Genomic DNA, 15,720 nt, shown 5'->3' with positions numbered 1-15,720 from the left:
TTTAATCCTCCCAATAAATCTTTGCAATCAGCACTGGATTTTCAGCCATCGCCATATGGTAGCTCGCTACCTTTTTTCCTCTGGCCACTGACATCCATATCACCTGTGTTTGATATCCTAGACCCTCATATTTTGAAAGGAGATCTGAAATCTGAGCAATAGTTTCCAATGAAATTGCATTGATGACAATGGTAGCTTTTTCATTCTTCTTGTACACAGCATCAACAATCTCCTCTAAGTCTCCACTACTGCCACCAATAAAGACGCTGTTCGGCTCTGGAAGACATTTTATCACATCCAGTGCACTGCCACAATGGATTTCCACCCTAGATTGAACCCCAAATTTTTCCACATTTTGAGCAATTAAATTGGTAGCCAATTCCTTTTTTTCAACCGCATAGACTCTTCCGCCACGCAAAAATTTGGCCATCTCAATGCTCACAGATCCTGTACCCGCACCGATATCATAGCAAATATCCTGCTCACAAATCCCAAGCATCGCAATGGAAATCGCCCTCACCTCAGCCTTTGTCATCGGAACCTTGTCCCGTATAAATCTTCCCTCTGCGATGGCCATTTCCATCCTCTTGCCCCTCGCATTTGGGTTTTCAAATAACAGGCAAGAGAGCTTTCCAAAGGAATAGTGGCAAAGATTTTCAACTGTATCAGAAAAGATTTTTTCGTTTGGATAGCTCAAATCTTCGCCCACAGTAACCCTTAGCTTTCCAAGTCCAAACGCACAAACTTCCTCCATTAACTCTCTATTTTTTTCTCCCCCACTGGTAATGGCAAAGATCTTTCTATTTTCTTCTAGCACTTCTAGCTCTTTTGCTTCGCCATGAAAGCTCAAAATCTTGGCATCTCCCCAAGAAACTTTACACTTTGAAGCAAAGTAAGAGATGCTAGAAATCCCAGGAATTACCTCGGCTCTCCATCCCTTTTCCTCCAGTTTTTCTAGAAGCTTATTGGTCCCACTAAAAAATCCTGTATCGCCACTCATCAGGCAAACCATTTTTCTTATTCCCTGCCGATAACAGTTCTCAAGCCATGCCATTATTTCATCTGGGCGATAGGATCTCAAAGATTTTACGCCTTTTCGAATTAACATTCTCTTTGCTCCCACAATGGCCTCAGCCTCATCAATTAGACTTTTGGCTCTATCAGGTAAATATCTCTCATCCCCCGGTCCAATTCCCACAATAGAAACACATGGCCTTGTCCCCTCTAAAATCCTCTTTTCTGCCTCAAAAAGACAGATGCCCTCCTCCTTTGTCGGTCGAGCAATGACAAGGCTTTTTGCCCCAACTTTCTCACATGCTCTAATTTTTTCCTCAAACCCCCCAGCTTTCCCCGATTCCTTGGTCACTAAGAACTTACAATGATATTGCTCTAGCATAGCTGCATTCATATTCTCAGAAAATGGTCCCTGCATGGCTAGAATATGCGAATTTTCTAATCCAAGACTTAGACAGGTCTCTATCGACTCCTTTGTTGGCAACACTCTGGCATAAATTCTTTTTTTATCAAGTACAGCATACTTCAATAGCTCCTTACTTCCTGTCGCTACAAGCACATTTCCATCTTGATTTTTCAAATAGTCAACGACTTCTTCTATATTCGTAAAACAGTGCTCACTACTTTCTGCCTCCCGAACAATGCGGAGATATTCAATATTCATCTTATTACAGACTGCTTTGATATTCTCTGTGACTTCCTTCGCATGGGGATGGGTGGCGTCCATGACAAATCTTGGTCTCTCCTTTGCAAAAAATGTAGCCATTTCAGAGGCATCCATTCTTCCTTGACAAATTTTGACATATTGGCTCTCTTTTAGTACATCACTTCCATATTCTGTTGCCACACAAATTTTTGCCTCTACTTTTCCAAAATCGCAAACTTTGGCCAGCTGTCGTCCCTCGCTCGTTCCTCCAAAGATAATGATCATAGTTGATACCCTCTCGGTGTCACCATCTGATTTCCAACAACCCTTGTCTGAGAATTTCCAATAAAAACCGTGGTGAACATATTCACTTTTTCCTCTTTTAATTCTTTCAGTGTCATAATCTTTGCCCTCTCTCCTTCTCGACCAATATTTTCCACAGTGGCACAAATGGTATCCTCTGATTGTTCAGATAAAATGATTTCACACGCCCTTTGTAAATAGTCGGCCCTCTTTTTGCTAGAAGGATTGTATAATACCATCACAAAATCGGCAGCAGCGGCACAACGCAATCTCTTTTCAATCTTTTCCCAAGGAGTCATCAAATCGCTCAAGCTAATCAATGCAAAATCATGGATTAGAGGTGCTCCAAGCACGGCCGCCCCACTTACAGCCGCAGTAACTCCCGCAATCACCTCAACATTGCACTCTGGATAGTCTCTTCCAATCTCTAGCATTAGCCCTGACAATCCATAGACTCCTGCATCTCCCGAACAAACCAATGCCACAACCTTTCCCGTCATTGCCTCCTCAAAAGCCAACTTACAGCGATCTTGTTCCTGACGCATGGGTGTTGTCAAAAACTCCTTTTTTGGAAAATGTTCCTTTACCAAATCCACATAGACCGTATAGCCGACAATAACATCTACTTTCTCTAAAATCTGTGCTGCCTCTATGGTCATCTGCTCATATTTTCCAGGGCCAATGCCCACAACATAAATCTGATTCATCTACTTTTCCTTTACAATCAATACTGTATAATAACCTGTTTTCTCTGGTGCCATTTCAAGGTTCGTGTACAATTTCTCATCTTTCATTCCACAATTTTCCACAAGCATTGCCCTTGCCCCCATCTTTTTTACTTCCTCTTTCAGACTCGAAACCTTTCTTCCTGCCTTCATCAATACTTTTGTGCCCGACATATGTATCACTTCATCTATTCCATAAGTCGCTGGAATAATATGCATCTGCTCTCGATTTTCCACAAGACTTATCCCAAGTCTTGCCGCCGCAGCACAAAATGAGGGAATACCACTGACAATCTCTGTTTCAAATCCAAGTTCTGTAATTTTTTTATGCAAATACATATAGGTGGAATAAATTGTAGGATCTCCAAGGGTTAAAAAGGCCACGATTTGTCCCGATTCTAATTTTTCTTTAATAGATAAAACCGCCTCTTCATGTGCCTTTTTCAGTACTTCCTTATCCTTTGTCATCGGCATAGAAACAGAAAAAACTTTCTTCTTTGTCACCTCTGGGTAACCGACCTTTGCAATCGAAAAAGCCACACTACTTTCGACCTCTTCTCCTGGCACTACAATGCAATCCGCCTCCTTCATCACTCGAATGGCCTTTACAGTCAATAGCTCTGGATCTCCTGGTCCAACGCCAACGCCATACATCTTTCCCATTATTCTCTCACTTTCCTAATTTTTTTCTGCAATCTTTTTGCCTCACCAGCACAGATGAGCTCTCCTTCATCGACAGTAAAGGAGATAATTCCTATTCTAATCAATGGGCCACTTTCTTTATTATGCTTATCCCTTAAATTTTGAGCTCTTTTTGCCCTTTGCATCACAGCCCTATACATTGCCTCGCCAAGGGAATTCATCACTTCTTTTAATATGCCCTGATCCTTTAACAGTCGAGTTCCTTCCTCTGTCGTATTGGCATTTAAAATTTTTCTTGCCAGAGAAAGTGTCTGTTCTGGAGAAAGTAAAGTTTCCTCAACTTTTAAAAGATGTGCAGCCATCAGCTCCATTCGACAATCAGAATCATTAGAATGTGTGTTCATAATATTTCCAGCAACCTTAATGAGCTTTCCAAGATGTCCACAGATCAACATTTCTTCCACACCCATATGCACAGCCATATCAATGGCTTCGCCAATATAATTACTAAATTCCACTGTCATATCACTTTCAATTCCATATTGTTCACTTAGAAATCGAATGCCGTAATTTCCTGGAACGGCAATAATTGGATAATCCTTTTGCATATGATAGTGCATATCTACCTTGATGGTATCCACCAAGGCCTTGACACTCATTGGAGCAACAATTCCTGTTGTTCCTAAAATGGAAATTCCTCCAACAATGCCAAGTTTTGGATTGAATGTTCTCTTTGCCACTTCTTCTCCTTCTGGAGCAAAAATGGTTGCAGAAATTTTTCCCTTCAATCCCCATTCTTTTGCCCTCTTTAAGAGGTTTTCTCGAATCATTTTTCTTGGTATAGAGTTAATGGCTGCCTCTCCTATGGGTTGGTCAAGACCTGAACAACTGACTCTTCCAATGCCTTCACCACCAAAAATCTTTACTTCGCTCTCCTCGCCTAGCTCACAAGAAACCTTTGCATAGATCATCATTCCATCTGTGGCATCTGGATCATCTCCACCATTTTTTCTCACACCACAGCAGGCACTACTCTCATCCATTTGATTCTCCTCAATGGGAATGTCTAGGGTAATTCCAATAGGCAACTCCACGGACACTTCATTTATCTCTTTTTTATAAAACCACAGCGTCAATGCAGCCACTGCCGCAGCTGTTGCTGATGTCCCCGTGGTATAGCCTGCTCTAAGTATCTCTCCTTCCCTCGTTTGATTATACTCGTCAATGGTCATAGCTCAATGCCCTTTCTTGCTGGAAGCCCCTGAGTGTAGGGATGCTTGACCATCTTACAATCTGTAAGATAATCGGCCAAATGGGCAATCTCTGATGGCACATTTCTTCCCGTAAGTACAATTTCTAGATTTTCTGGTTTGTTTTTTAAAAAGTAAAGTGCCTCTTCTCGATCAATCATATCATATTGATAAGCTGCCATAAATTCATCTAAAACCAAAAGATCAACGCTCTTCGCCCCATCAATCACTTCTCGAAAATACTTCCTGTAATATTCCTTTGCCTCTTTTAATGTTTCCTGATCCATATACTTAATAAAACCAAAATTTTTTTTACAAGAATGGCAAGTAATATTTTCAATCGTTCTCAAAATATTGAGTTCACTCGACGAGCCGTCTTTTAATAATTGTGCAATATAGACTTTCATTCCACTGCCAGCTGCACGAACAGCTAACCCCATAGCTGCTGTTGTTTTTCCCTTTCCATCCCCAGTGTAAATATGAATTTTTCCGTCCATTTTTCTCCATTTCTACAATATAAAAAATGAACGACTGCCACAATAATACAGGCAGTCGCTCTCACATTCTATTTTCCTTCGTAAGTAATCAAAGAGGATACATCATAGCCCTTTAGCTTGTCTCTTCCCCTTAAACCTGCAAGCTCCATTACAAAGCAAATCTTTACTACTTTGCCACCAAGTTCTTCCACTAATTTGACAATGGCCTCAATGGTTCCCCCTGTTGCAATGAGATCATCAATAATCACTACCTTTTGCCCTGGCAAAATGGCATCTCGATGTATCTCCACTGTAGCCTTTCCATACTCTAAGTCATAGTCCATAGACACGGTCTCTCTTGGCAATTTTCCCTTTTTCCTTGCGGGAACAAAGGCCTTGTGCTGAGCATAAGCAACAGGAACACCAAAAATAAATCCCCTCGACTCTGCCCCCACCACAAGATCATAATCGATATCTTTTACAAGATCACACAGACCATCGATGCTCAATTTTAACCCCTCTGCATCCTGCAAAATACTGGTCACATCGCGAAAGATAATCCCTGGCTCTGGAAAATCTGGAATGCTAATGACATAATCTTCCAGTTTCTTCATTATCTAATGCCCCCTATTGATAAATTGGATATTTGTCGCAAAGCTTTGTTACTTCCTCACGAATATAATCTGCCTTTGCCTCAAAATCAGTTGCGGCAAGCCATACAAGCTCAGCAATCTTTGGCATATCTTCTTCCTTTAATCCCCTTGATGTAATCGCTGGTGTACCAATGCGAACACCACTGGTCACAAATGGACTCTGTGGGTCATTTGGAATTGTATTCTTGTTTAATGTGATATAGACTTCATCACATCTTCTTTGTAATTCCTTTCCTGTCACATCTAATCCTGTTAAATCAAGAAGCATCAAATGATTGTCTGTTCCACCAGAAACGATCTTAAATCCCTGGGCAATCATCGCCTTTGCAAGGGCATTGGCATTCTTTGCCACCTGCTTTTGATACTCAACAAACTCCGGCTTTAGTGCCTCTCCAAAGCACACGGCCTTTGCTGCAATCACATGTTCAAGTGGACCACCCTGAATTCCAGGAAATACCGCCTTATTAAAATTAAACTTATCCGCTGCAGCCTGATTAGCCAAAATCAAACCACCTCTTGGTCCACGCAATGTCTTATGTGTCGTTGTTGTCACCACATCGGCATAAGGCATTGGGCTCTCATGAACACCTGCAGCCACAAGTCCTGCAATGTGAGCAATATCGACCATCATATAGGCCCCACACTTGTCGCAAATTTCTCGAATTCTCTTAAAGTCAATCTTTCTCGCATAGGCACTTGCACCAGAAATCAATAGTTTTGGCTTGCACTCCATGGCAATTTCTTCCATCTTGTCGTAGTCAATATATCCTGTTGCTGGGTCAACACCATATGACACAATCTTAAAATATCTTCCAGAAAAATTTACTGGTGAACCATGAGAAAGATGTCCGCCTTGGTCAAGGCTCATGCTCATCACCATATCACCTGGCTCTAACATTGCCAAGAATACCGCCATATTGGCCTGTGCCCCTGAATGTGGCTGCACATTGGCATAGTCTGCTCCAAACAATTTCTTTGCTCTTTCGATTGCAATACTCTCCACCACGTCGACATCTTCACAGCCACCATAATATCGCTTTCCTGGATAGCCCTCCGCATACTTATTGGTCAATACCGTGCCCATAGCCATCATCACTGGCTCAGACACAATATTCTCTGACGCAATCAGCTCTAAATTTCTTCTCTGTCTTGCGCACTCTGCTTGAATTGCCTTTCCGACTTCTGGATCATATTGTGCAATGAATTCCATAACCTGATTCACCATAATTTCAAACCTCCTAAATAATTATATCGCTAACAGTATAGCCTATTTTGATTTGAATTTCCAGTCTCTAATTACCACCTGCAATGTTCTCTGCCCCATATACTCATTGACCTGTGGAGCATAGATGATATCGATGAATCTTTTTGCTTCTTCTATAAATGCATCACCATCTGTAAACACTAGTCCTTCCATTCTTGTGCCCGCACTATCTTTTAAGGAAAGTCGAACAACATTGTGGTCTTTTCCAAGCACTCTTGCATTCAAAATTTCCACATCTTTTTGTGCAAAAGTTGGACTTTCATTGCCCTGTCCAAAGGGAGCAAGTTGTGCAAGTTGTGCAACTAAGTCCTCTGAAATATAGCCAAAGGGCATGGCAACATCAATCCAAACTTCTTTGACAAAATCACTTTCTACAAGTTTAGAATGCTCATTTAAAAATCGGCGAAAGGCTTCCACATTTTCCTTTTTTAAGCTCAACCCCGCTGCCATTGGATGACCACCATATTTTTTTAAAAATCCATCTGCTTCACAGAGTTTTTCAAACATAGGATATGCCCCAATGGAGCGACCAGAGCCCTTGAGCATTCCCTCTTCCTGTGCATCCGTCAAGACAATTGCTGGCCTTTGATATCTTTCCCTGAGTCTTCCCGCAATAATCCCTGCAAGTGACTCATGACAATCACTCAAATAAACCACGAGCACCTTTTCCTCAGGTGCAGCTTCTACGATTTCAATGGCCTGATCTACCCCCTGCTGTGTCATATCCTTACGCTCATCATTTAACCTTTTTAACTCCATAGCCCTTTGCTTTGCTGTCTCCATATCCTTACTCATCAACAGTTCAAGAGCTAGCTTTGCTGTCTTTAATCTTCCACTTGCATTGAGACAAGGTCCAATAATAAATCCAATATGATAGGCTGTGAGCTCCTTATTTTCTAGTTCACACACCTGCAAGAGTGCACGAAGTCCCAAATTTTTTGTTTTTTCCAATGCTCGCAATCCATATCGCACAATAATGCGATTTTCATCTTTTAATTGCATCACATCACCCACCGTCGCAATCGCAGCAACAGAAAGTAATAACTTCCATTCCTCATAGGATACATCAAAAAAGCGATAGAAAAGTTCCACCAATTTCCATGCCACCACGGCACCACAAATGCCATCAAAAGGATAATGGCAATCTGCTTGCTTTGGATTGATAATGGCCTTAGCCAATGGCAATCTATCCTTGCCTTCCTCCTTAAATACTTCGTGATGGTCAGTAATAATGACATCTATTCCCATTTGATGAGCATATTCCATAGCTTCAAATGCAGCAATTCCATTGTCACAAGTAATAATGAGAGCAATCCCATCCGCTGCTGCCTTTTCAATAATTTGTGCATTAATGCCATAACCATCCTTGATTCGATCTGGTATATCACAATCTACCTGTGCACCAATGCGGTGCAATCCTGTAACTAGAATATAACTAGCACACACGCCATCAATATCATAATCTCCCACCACACGAATCTTCTTTTTTTGCTCAATTGCCCTAGCAATAATTTCTACTGCTCTATCTCCATCTTTCAATTTCTTTGCATCATGCAAATCTTCCAATTTTGCATGCAAATATTTTTCCATATCTTTTTCTTGAATATCTCGATTGACCATCACTCTGGCGGTCACTGGAGAAATCAAAAAGCGAGCTGAAATTTTTTGAAAATCAGCTCGCTTTGTATATAACATCCATCTACTTTCCATCTCTACCTCTATACATTGTCACTAAGTTGAGAAGAAATAATCGCAATATGCTCATTTTCCTCCTCTGCATCATAGCACACGCACAATATCTTCTCAATATATTCTGCATTTTTTGCATTTGGATCATAAAAAAGACCAATGCATGTGTCTCTACTAATCTCAGTCAAACAATCATAGAGGGCATCTAAGTTTTTTCCATAGTGTGGAGGAAAATCCAAACATTTTGCCAATTGCTCATGAATTTTTTCTGCACTATTTTTTCCATGCAAATCCACAATCACCTTTTTCATCTCTCTCCTCCTAATATAACTGTTCAAAAGTCTTGTAGTGATCTTGAGTATAAAAAACAAGACCATCATTGGAATAGATCAAACGCTTTTCATTGCGATATCCCCCTGTATAGTCAATATCACATTCATAATACTTTCTGCCCTTAGCCTTTGGCAGTTGTCCCTCATAATTTCCAAATGCACTTCCGCCAATGCTCATTCCTGGCAAAACCTTATCTAAGTTTCCAGCCTTGGAATCCCATCCCTTTTCTTGAGCCTTCTGTTTTGTAATATAATTTTGTGGCAATTTTTTATAGGTATGAATATAGAGTGCCACATCTTCTTTGCTCGTGTAGTGACCACTCGCCTCTATTGCCAACTTTTTCTTCTGCCCAGAAGAATCACTCGATCTTTTCTGTGTCATCACATCTGGCGTCGTCACATCCGTTGACACTTCCTGTGATGTGATATAAACATCAGGCATTGACTTTTGACTTGGCATTTGTCCCTGTATTGCACAAGCTGTTAGCAACAAGGCTACAAGAACAAATGAAAATAATGGCCAACGAAAAAGTTTAGATAACCAACCTTTACTTTTCACAAGTATCACCTCTCCAATTTATATTTTCAAACTCCCCCTATATATAGAAGAAACAGACGCAAATGCGCCTGCTTTTAGTATTTCTTTATTTTAATCTGGAAGAAATCTCACCGCTTTCACTGGCTGTCGATAAGAGATATCGGAGATAATCACACCTGTTTTTTTTGAGCTGGCATTGGCTAATTTTCCATTTCCAATGTACATTGTAACATGGTCAATTCTTCCCCTTGTCGCATAGAATAACAAATCTCCTGGCTTTACATCACTAATTGGAATCTGGCGTCCGGTTACCGCCTGTGTTCTCGATGTTCTACCTGTATTAATTCCAAAATGTGCATAAATCTGCATGGTATAACCAGAACAATCCACACCCTTTGTCAAGCTAGTTCCTCCCCATACATAAGGAATACCAATAAATTGCTTTGCATAATTGACAATATCCTGACGCAGTGCATCGTAGTCCTTGCCATCAGCAGACGATTTTGCTGTGGCCGCAGGTGCTGTTGTCGACGCTGCCGTTGTTGGTGCAGGGGTTTCCTTCTTTACGCCAGGTCCAACCTCAGGCTTTGTGGTCTTCTTTGCAGCAGATGGTCCCTGTACTGCGGTTGTCTGTTTAGGAGCTGCTGTCGTTGACGGTGGCGCTGTCTCTGTCTCCTCAACAGTGGAAGGCACTGCCTCTACTGTTGCATTATCATTATCATTATTATTATTTGTTTGCACACTGTCTTCTACAATGTGAACCTCTGATTCTTCTGGTGCTGCATCCGCCTTAATTACCTCTGGCTGTGCATCCAATGTCACCATAATTGCTTTATTTTGTGTTACCGATTCCACAGATGGTCCAGAACCTTCTGATTGAGTTGTATTTTTCTTTGTCGCTGTTGTCTTTCCTGTAATTCTTATATTATTCCCACTGTCACTATTACTGTCTGATCCTGGTGCCTCTCCTACTACAACTGCATCCGGAAGACTCTTATCTCCGGCTCCATAGGACGTAAAGGCCAGTGCAGCGGTTAAAATAGCCGATGCCCCTGCTGTCCATAACTTATTTTGCATGAATTACTACCTCCAATTTCTCTCTATCTTCCATCTTTTTTATTATTTTCAAGTCCATCTCATTAGCCTACTTAGTATAACAAAACAATAATATAGTTACAATAAAAATACTTCAATTTCAAAAAACTGACATTTTTCATACTTAAAAATGACATTTTTATTACTTTTTGTACTTGTACTTTGTTACAATATCCTGTATGCTACAGACAAATGACTACATTTGGAGGCAATTATGCGTAAAAAGAGTATTTTAGTTACGGGGGCATCTCGAGGAATTGGTCGAGCCATTGCCCTAAAGTTTGCACAAAAGGGATATAATGTTGCTATCAACTGCATCCACAATAAAGAAAAACTGCTCGATGTCCAAAAAGAAATTGAAAGCCACCATGTCGAATGCCTTGCCTATGTTGGAGATATGGGCAAGGTAGATGATTGTCAGAAACTCTTTTCCAAAATTCAATCCACTTGGCAAAGCCTTGATGTTCTTGTCAACAATGCTGGCATCTCCTACATCGGTCTATTGCAGGATATGTCGGAAGATGAATGGAATCATATGATCAATAACAATTTAACCAGTGTATTTCACTGCTCCAAGCTGGCAATCCCTCTCATGCTCAAGGAAAATCATGGAAAAATTATCAATATTTCCTCTGTTTGGGGCGTATGTGGTGCCTCCTGTGAAGTGGCCTATTCTGCAACAAAGGGAGCGATCAATTCCTTTACAAAAGCTCTGGCCAAAGAATTAGCTCCAAGCAATATTCAAGTCAATGCCATTGCCTGTGGTGCCATTGATACAGATATGAATTCTTGCTTTAGCGATCAAGAAATTACATCTCTCACAGAAGAAATTCCTGCAGGTCGCCTCGGTCTTCCAGAGGAAGTGGCCGATTTTGTCTATCACCTTGGCTACAAGGGAACTTATCTCACTGGTCAAGTCATTCAAATGGATGGCGGATGGATCTAAAAGGCGTTTGAATGATAAATGTAAGAAATTACAACAGTTACTTAAAATGGTTATGAATGATGAAGTAAATCGTGTATTTGTAACCTATCGTGACCGTTTAACTCGTTTCGGTTTTCATTATCTCGAAACCATGTTTAATGCTAAAGGTGTCGAAATCGTTATTGTCAAACAACAAACGGAAACAATGTCTGTCGAACAGGAGCTTATGAACGATATGATGTCACTTATCGCATCGTTTTCAGGCAAGCTCTATGGTATGCGGTCAAAAGGTAAACAGGAAAATAAGAAAGGACAAAGCAATGACCCAAAATCATAAAGAAATGACGCTAAAGGAACTAGAGGAATGGTTAGGGAAAGAACAAGTTGAACGTTTGTTCTTAGAACATTATCTAACTCTTGTAGGTAAAGATAATCAAAAGGTAAAACTAGCTGATCATCTTAATTTAGACGATATTATGGAATAGAAAGGCACTCATTCATGCAAAAACGTAAGTTTACAGTTGTAACTCAACTACACGATAAGAACAATTCTCAAATTATTGAATATGTTGAAAATTCTCGTGCGACTTACGCTCACGCTATGAGAAAAACCTTTCAACACATTAAGCATACAGACAATTTTAATAAGTCAGCTTATAACACATATTTACAAAATCAATACAGTATTACTAAGCGTACTGCTAATTCTATTATATCTGATGCACAAGGACGATTGAGTGCTTTAATTGAGTTGAAACGACACGAAAAACAGGTTCTTGAACATAAGATTGATTATTTTGAGACAAAAGTTATCCCTCAATTGCAAGAACAACATGACGATAACTGTGCGATGTTACGAGCTGGTTTGTTTGTCAATCTAACCAAACATCGTAATCTCAAACGAAAGCTGGTTGCTAAGAAAAACAAGCTCAATCGCATGAAACAGAAGCTAAGTAATCTCGATTACCAACTAGAATCAGGTCAAGTCAAAATTTGTTTTGGTACGAAAAACTTATTAAATAAAGATTACGCCGGGTTCATTGAACGTCGTGATAATCAGATGTCATTTGTTGGAACAAAAACGGAAACCTCTGGTAATCAACTCTTACAGTTGAACTATAACAAACTTAATAACCAGTTCAATATTAAGCTCCGTAAGGACTTTGGTGGTTTCAAGACGACTCAAGGGAATGATAAATACGCTTTTGGGAAAGTATATTTTAATCATCATAAACAAGAGATTATTTCCATTTTAGAACAAAAGAATAGTCCTCTTTCGTATAAGATTATCAAGCGTTATGGACGATACTATCTCTATTGCACCTTTGAAATCCAACAAGAGGGTACTGATATAATGACTCGCAGCACTCATGGTGTCATTGGTCTTGATTTTAATAAGGGGTTTGTGACCTTAACCGAAACGAATGCGTTTGGACACATGATTCAAAACCAATTCTTACCATACAGGTTTCAACAAGGACATGCTACAAAGTCTGACTTACAAGCTATCGCCAACGATATTGTTAAACTTGCTTTAACTACTGGCAAAGATGTGACGATTGAGGACCTTAATTTTAAGCGTACGAAAGCTAAAACAGAATCCAAGTATGGGAAGAAGTATAATGAAATGATACACTCGTTAGCTTACCGTCAGTTCGTTGAAACAATGGAATCCATTACTTATCGCAACAATGTTTATCTCAATAAAGTCAATCCCGCATGGACAAGTTGGATTGCTAAAAATAAATACTGTCCGCAAATGAAGCTAAATACTCATGTCGGAGCTTCATTTGTTATTGCACGACGTGGACAAGGCTTTAGAGATAAAGTCTAAGAAAAAATGACCATAGACAGATGTAGAACTGCAAGACAAGTCCGCATTTCCCTATATGGTTATCAATTTAGAAGCGATGCCAATAAGTGCTATTGTATTGGTGTTATATCGAAATAGCATGAGGTATGGTGGATGAGGTTAACCGTAGAACCTTTGGTTGAAAAACCCTAAAACTAATCTAAGAATACGACTTCTGAATTTTCACTATTTTTAGTTACGGTAGCTTCCCTTGATGAAAATGGTAAGGTATTAGGTAAATAAATGTATAGGAGTGATTTTTATAACTATGTTCACACTTATAGACCAGTTACAAGAAACCACGGATTGTTACTACGTAGATTTTCTTCCTGAAAAAATGAACGGTTCTAATTATTTTGAAATCGAAGAATTCTTCTACACCACTTATATCAAAGATTTTTCAAAAAAAATTGTCCGAATTATAGTGAAAATTCTTGGTTATTATCCTGCACAAATATATTTGACTGAATTTCCCGATCAAAGTGATAATAATTTCATATCATTATATCCTGTTGGGGAAGATATACGAAATATACCACTCACAGAATTGGATAAACTCATTTCTCATGTAATAATCAATGATGTATCTTCTGTTCAAATTATTTTTGGAGATGCTGAAAAATCTCTCATAAGTATAAATGGTGGTTTTTCAATAGATATATATAATATATCGGAAAAAGAATTAAAACTATTCAACATCTTGATTGAGCAAGAAAATCTATTTTTAAGAAAGCAAGAAAACAGGGCATAAGCCCTGCTTTCTTCTATCACCATGATAAAATCATTCATTTTTGTCTCGCTCTTTGGCTGTTCCCTTTAAGAAGTGTTGGTATTCCCACCAATAGTCAAGGACTTTTTTTACTCACCGTGAGTAAAAAAAGAGGGTGGTTGCCCGTCCCCCTTTCAATCTTCATAATGTCCTTTGCATGAAACGATATAGATTATCTCGTCTTTTTCATAATAAACAATCCTATTGGTATCATCAATACGCCTGCTCCACATACCGCTTAGATTTTCCTTTAGCGGTTCAGGCTTCCCGATACCTTCAAAGGTGCTTCTCTGAATATCCTTGATAAGTCCGTTAATTCTTTTCAATGTTTTCTTATCCTGCGTCTGCCAGTACAGATAATCACTCCACGCTCTATCTTCCCATAGCAACCTCATTAGTCCAACTCTATCAAGTCATGCTCTGCGAAATGGGCTTTACCGTCCTTAATATCACGCACGATATTTTCCAAATAACGGATATTGCTATCAGAATAAAACGGGTCTACCGACACCTCAAAAGGAATACGCTTTTCTCTGCCTACTTTTTTAGCAAACACAGTGAACGCCGCACTCATGGAAAGACCTAATTCAGAACACGCCTGTTCCATGCTCTTTTTTACATCTGCATCCAACTTGAAATTAACATTAACTGTCTGTGACATATACAACACTCCTTTCTTGCTTATAGTATATGCAATAGAAAAGAAAAAGTCAAGAAAATTTCTTTAATTTTTCTTTATCATTTGTAGTATTTCCACATTTCATATATTCATACAACATAATAGCAATAACTTAAATAGGCTCTATAATTAATGTTGGGGTTGGCAATTGCTAATCTCAACATTTTTTATTATTATAAATAAAAAAACCTCCAAGTCCCCAGTTCATCACAACTACACTTAGAGGAGGTGTTCATATGATATTCGATGTACTCTATTCCAGAAAAGGAACTTGTCTGGTCGACTATTTTAAATCGCTTGATCAATATAAACGTATGAAAGTCCAATACTTTTCTTGTGACATGAATAAAACCTTCATCGACTTGGCTAGGATATATTTTCCCAATGCAAAGATCGTTATTAATCGGTATCATTTCGTCAGACAAGTCTATTGGGCTCTTGAAAATGTACGAAAGAGAATTCAAAAAAGAATGTTGCCTTCTCTTAGGAAGTACTACAAACGAAGTAAGAGCTTAATTACAAAGAGAAAAGCAAAGCTATCGAACGATAACCGAGTGGCACTTGAATGAATGCTTGAATATTCAGAAGATTTAAGAAAAGCACATTTTATTAAAGAGTTATTCGTTGATATTCTTGATGAAAACTCCTATTCAAAGCAAAGAACTTTGTTTAGTGAATGGCTCCGTGAGGTAGAAAATTCAGGAATTGAAGAATTCAGAGCAGCAATAACCGCATTTAGAAATAACTATAAGATAAAGGTGCTGAAAAGAATATCTTATGGCGTACGAAACTTTAAATATTTTAGAAACAGAATTTTAATGGCTATGGCTTAAAAAGAACTGGGGACGAGGTTTTTTTGTGGTGCAAA

The 15,720-nt window shown here is 39.3% G+C and carries 20 protein-coding genes; 7 read left to right on the top strand and 13 right to left on the bottom strand.

All coding sequences use genetic code 11. The features are described 5' to 3' along the window. Position 1: 1 nt before the first annotated feature. The 11 genes from cobK to J5A74_06935 all read right to left on the bottom strand — a co-directional run bounded on the left by cobK (position 2) and on the right by J5A74_06935 (position 10,609). Positions 2-1,945: a precorrin-6A reductase gene (cobK, locus tag J5A74_06985; protein QUI95138.1), complete on the bottom strand. Its 1,944-nt coding sequence runs from the start codon at positions 1,943-1,945 to the stop codon at positions 2-4. Further along, positions 1,942-2,670 carry a precorrin-3B C(17)-methyltransferase gene (gene cobJ / locus J5A74_06980; protein QUI95137.1) on the bottom strand — a complete coding sequence of 243 codons (729 nt, stop codon included), beginning with the start codon at positions 2,668-2,670 and terminating at the stop codon, positions 1,942-1,944. The genes cobK and cobJ overlap by 4 nt, the downstream gene beginning before the upstream one ends. Beyond that, a complete protein-coding gene (cobI, locus tag J5A74_06975; GenBank protein ID QUI96850.1) occupies positions 2,671-3,354 on the bottom strand; it encodes a precorrin-2 C(20)-methyltransferase in 684 nt (227 codons plus the stop codon). Continuing rightward, positions 3,351-4,562, bottom strand: a complete 1,212-nt coding sequence (gene cbiD, locus J5A74_06970; protein QUI95136.1) for a cobalamin biosynthesis protein CbiD — start codon at positions 4,560-4,562, stop codon at positions 3,351-3,353. Before cbiD ends, cobI begins: the two co-directional genes overlap by 4 nt. Then, positions 4,559-5,077: a cob(I)yrinic acid a,c-diamide adenosyltransferase gene (locus J5A74_06965; protein QUI95135.1), complete on the bottom strand. Its 519-nt coding sequence runs from the start codon at positions 5,075-5,077 to the stop codon at positions 4,559-4,561. The genes cbiD and J5A74_06965 overlap by 4 nt, the downstream gene beginning before the upstream one ends. Before the next feature lie 68 nt (positions 5,078-5,145). Next, positions 5,146-5,670, bottom strand: coding sequence for an adenine phosphoribosyltransferase (locus J5A74_06960; GenBank protein QUI95134.1), 525 nt, complete (start codon positions 5,668-5,670; stop codon positions 5,146-5,148). Positions 5,671-5,683: 13 nt separating this feature from the next. Then, positions 5,684-6,934 (bottom strand): serine hydroxymethyltransferase, encoded by a 1,251-nt coding sequence (locus tag J5A74_06955; GenBank protein QUI95133.1) that lies wholly within the window; start codon positions 6,932-6,934, stop codon positions 5,684-5,686. A gap of 42 nt (positions 6,935-6,976) precedes the next feature. Continuing rightward, complete coding sequence (recJ, locus tag J5A74_06950; GenBank protein QUI95132.1) at positions 6,977-8,683, bottom strand: single-stranded-DNA-specific exonuclease RecJ; 1,707 nt, start codon at positions 8,681-8,683, stop codon at positions 6,977-6,979. A gap of 8 nt (positions 8,684-8,691) precedes the next feature. Further along, on the bottom strand, positions 8,692-8,973 hold the full coding sequence (locus tag J5A74_06945) for a barstar family protein (protein QUI95131.1): 282 nt from the start codon (positions 8,971-8,973) through the stop codon (positions 8,692-8,694). A 10-nt stretch (positions 8,974-8,983) separates the two neighbouring features. Further along, positions 8,984-9,454, bottom strand: coding sequence for a ribonuclease (locus J5A74_06940; protein ID QUI96849.1), 471 nt, complete (start codon positions 9,452-9,454; stop codon positions 8,984-8,986). A 189-nt stretch (positions 9,455-9,643) separates the two neighbouring features. After that, a complete protein-coding gene (locus tag J5A74_06935) occupies positions 9,644-10,609 on the bottom strand; it encodes a C40 family peptidase (GenBank protein QUI95130.1) in 966 nt (321 codons plus the stop codon). A 232-nt stretch (positions 10,610-10,841) separates the two neighbouring features. Between J5A74_06935 and J5A74_06930 the strand changes: the two genes are divergently transcribed. The 5 genes from J5A74_06930 (at position 10,842) to J5A74_06910 (ending at position 14,155) form a co-directional block, all read left to right on the top strand. Next, the gene (locus tag J5A74_06930; GenBank protein QUI95129.1) at positions 10,842-11,573 is read left to right on the top strand and encodes an SDR family oxidoreductase; all 732 of its coding nucleotides are present in this window, start codon (positions 10,842-10,844) and stop codon (positions 11,571-11,573) included. A gap of 52 nt (positions 11,574-11,625) precedes the next feature. Continuing rightward, positions 11,626-11,889, top strand: a complete 264-nt coding sequence (locus tag J5A74_06925) for a recombinase family protein (protein ID QUI95128.1) — start codon at positions 11,626-11,628, stop codon at positions 11,887-11,889. Continuing rightward, positions 11,873-12,037 (top strand): hypothetical protein, encoded by a 165-nt coding sequence (locus J5A74_06920; protein QUI95127.1) that lies wholly within the window; start codon positions 11,873-11,875, stop codon positions 12,035-12,037. Before J5A74_06925 ends, J5A74_06920 begins: the two co-directional genes overlap by 17 nt. Before the next feature lie 14 nt (positions 12,038-12,051). Continuing rightward, on the top strand, positions 12,052-13,386 hold the full coding sequence (locus J5A74_06915) for an IS200/IS605 family element transposase accessory protein TnpB (GenBank protein QUI95126.1): 1,335 nt from the start codon (positions 12,052-12,054) through the stop codon (positions 13,384-13,386). A 286-nt stretch (positions 13,387-13,672) separates the two neighbouring features. Then, the gene (locus tag J5A74_06910) at positions 13,673-14,155 is read left to right on the top strand and encodes a hypothetical protein (GenBank protein QUI95125.1); all 483 of its coding nucleotides are present in this window, start codon (positions 13,673-13,675) and stop codon (positions 14,153-14,155) included. 152 nt (positions 14,156-14,307) lie between these two features. Here J5A74_06910 and J5A74_06905 read toward each other — a convergent pair whose 3' ends face one another. Beyond that, positions 14,308-14,568, bottom strand: coding sequence for a Txe/YoeB family addiction module toxin (locus J5A74_06905; protein ID QUI95124.1), 261 nt, complete (start codon positions 14,566-14,568; stop codon positions 14,308-14,310). Next, complete coding sequence (locus J5A74_06900) at positions 14,568-14,834, bottom strand: type II toxin-antitoxin system RelB/DinJ family antitoxin (GenBank protein QUI95123.1); 267 nt, start codon at positions 14,832-14,834, stop codon at positions 14,568-14,570. The genes J5A74_06905 and J5A74_06900 overlap by 1 nt, the downstream gene beginning before the upstream one ends. A 254-nt stretch (positions 14,835-15,088) precedes the next feature. Between J5A74_06900 and J5A74_06895 the strand changes: the two genes are divergently transcribed. Beyond that, on the top strand, positions 15,089-15,421 hold the full coding sequence (locus tag J5A74_06895; GenBank protein ID QUI95122.1) for a transposase: 333 nt from the start codon (positions 15,089-15,091) through the stop codon (positions 15,419-15,421). Next, a complete protein-coding gene (locus tag J5A74_06890) occupies positions 15,422-15,685 on the top strand; it encodes a transposase (GenBank protein ID QUI95121.1) in 264 nt (87 codons plus the stop codon). It abuts the gene before it with no gap. The last annotated feature ends 35 nt before the right edge of the window (positions 15,686-15,720 follow it).

Source organism: Lachnospiraceae bacterium oral taxon 096 (assembly GCA_018141845.1).
Classification (GTDB): domain Bacteria; phylum Bacillota; class Clostridia; order Lachnospirales; family Lachnospiraceae; genus F0428.
Note: the sequence above shows the minus strand (reverse complement) of the source record. Positions and strands in the feature narration are given on the sequence as shown.

Excerpts from the sequence above, each read along its gene's own strand:
- cobK (QUI95138.1), bottom strand. The coding sequence starts at position 1,945 with ATGATCATTATCTTTGGAGGAACGAGCGAGGGACGACAGCTGGCCAAA.
- cobJ (QUI95137.1), bottom strand. The coding sequence starts at position 2,670 with ATGAATCAGATTTATGTTGTGGGCATTGGCCCTGGAAAATATGAGCAG.
- cbiD (QUI95136.1), bottom strand. The coding sequence starts at position 4,562 with ATGACCATTGACGAGTATAATCAAACGAGGGAAGGAGAGATACTTAGA.
- J5A74_06965 (QUI95135.1), bottom strand. The coding sequence starts at position 5,077 with ATGGACGGAAAAATTCATATTTACACTGGGGATGGAAAGGGAAAAACA.
- J5A74_06960 (QUI95134.1), bottom strand. The coding sequence starts at position 5,670 with ATGAAGAAACTGGAAGATTATGTCATTAGCATTCCAGATTTTCCAGAG.
- J5A74_06955 (QUI95133.1), bottom strand. The coding sequence starts at position 6,934 with ATGGTGAATCAGGTTATGGAATTCATTGCACAATATGATCCAGAAGTC.
- recJ (QUI95132.1), bottom strand. The coding sequence starts at position 8,683 with ATGGAAAGTAGATGGATGTTATATACAAAGCGAGCTGATTTTCAAAAA.
- J5A74_06945 (QUI95131.1), bottom strand. The coding sequence starts at position 8,973 with ATGAAAAAGGTGATTGTGGATTTGCATGGAAAAAATAGTGCAGAAAAA.
- J5A74_06940 (QUI96849.1), bottom strand. The coding sequence starts at position 9,454 with ATGCCAAGTCAAAAGTCAATGCCTGATGTTTATATCACATCACAGGAA.
- J5A74_06935 (QUI95130.1), bottom strand. The coding sequence starts at position 10,609 with ATGCAAAATAAGTTATGGACAGCAGGGGCATCGGCTATTTTAACCGCT.
- J5A74_06930 (QUI95129.1), top strand. The coding sequence starts at position 10,842 with ATGCGTAAAAAGAGTATTTTAGTTACGGGGGCATCTCGAGGAATTGGT.
- J5A74_06925 (QUI95128.1), top strand. The coding sequence starts at position 11,626 with ATGAATGATGAAGTAAATCGTGTATTTGTAACCTATCGTGACCGTTTA.
- J5A74_06920 (QUI95127.1), top strand. The coding sequence starts at position 11,873 with ATGACCCAAAATCATAAAGAAATGACGCTAAAGGAACTAGAGGAATGG.
- J5A74_06915 (QUI95126.1), top strand. The coding sequence starts at position 12,052 with ATGCAAAAACGTAAGTTTACAGTTGTAACTCAACTACACGATAAGAAC.
- J5A74_06910 (QUI95125.1), top strand. The coding sequence starts at position 13,673 with ATGTTCACACTTATAGACCAGTTACAAGAAACCACGGATTGTTACTAC.
- J5A74_06905 (QUI95124.1), bottom strand. The coding sequence starts at position 14,568 with ATGAGGTTGCTATGGGAAGATAGAGCGTGGAGTGATTATCTGTACTGG.
- J5A74_06900 (QUI95123.1), bottom strand. The coding sequence starts at position 14,834 with ATGTCACAGACAGTTAATGTTAATTTCAAGTTGGATGCAGATGTAAAA.
- J5A74_06895 (QUI95122.1), top strand. The coding sequence starts at position 15,089 with ATGATATTCGATGTACTCTATTCCAGAAAAGGAACTTGTCTGGTCGAC.
- J5A74_06890 (QUI95121.1), top strand. The coding sequence starts at position 15,422 with ATGCTTGAATATTCAGAAGATTTAAGAAAAGCACATTTTATTAAAGAG.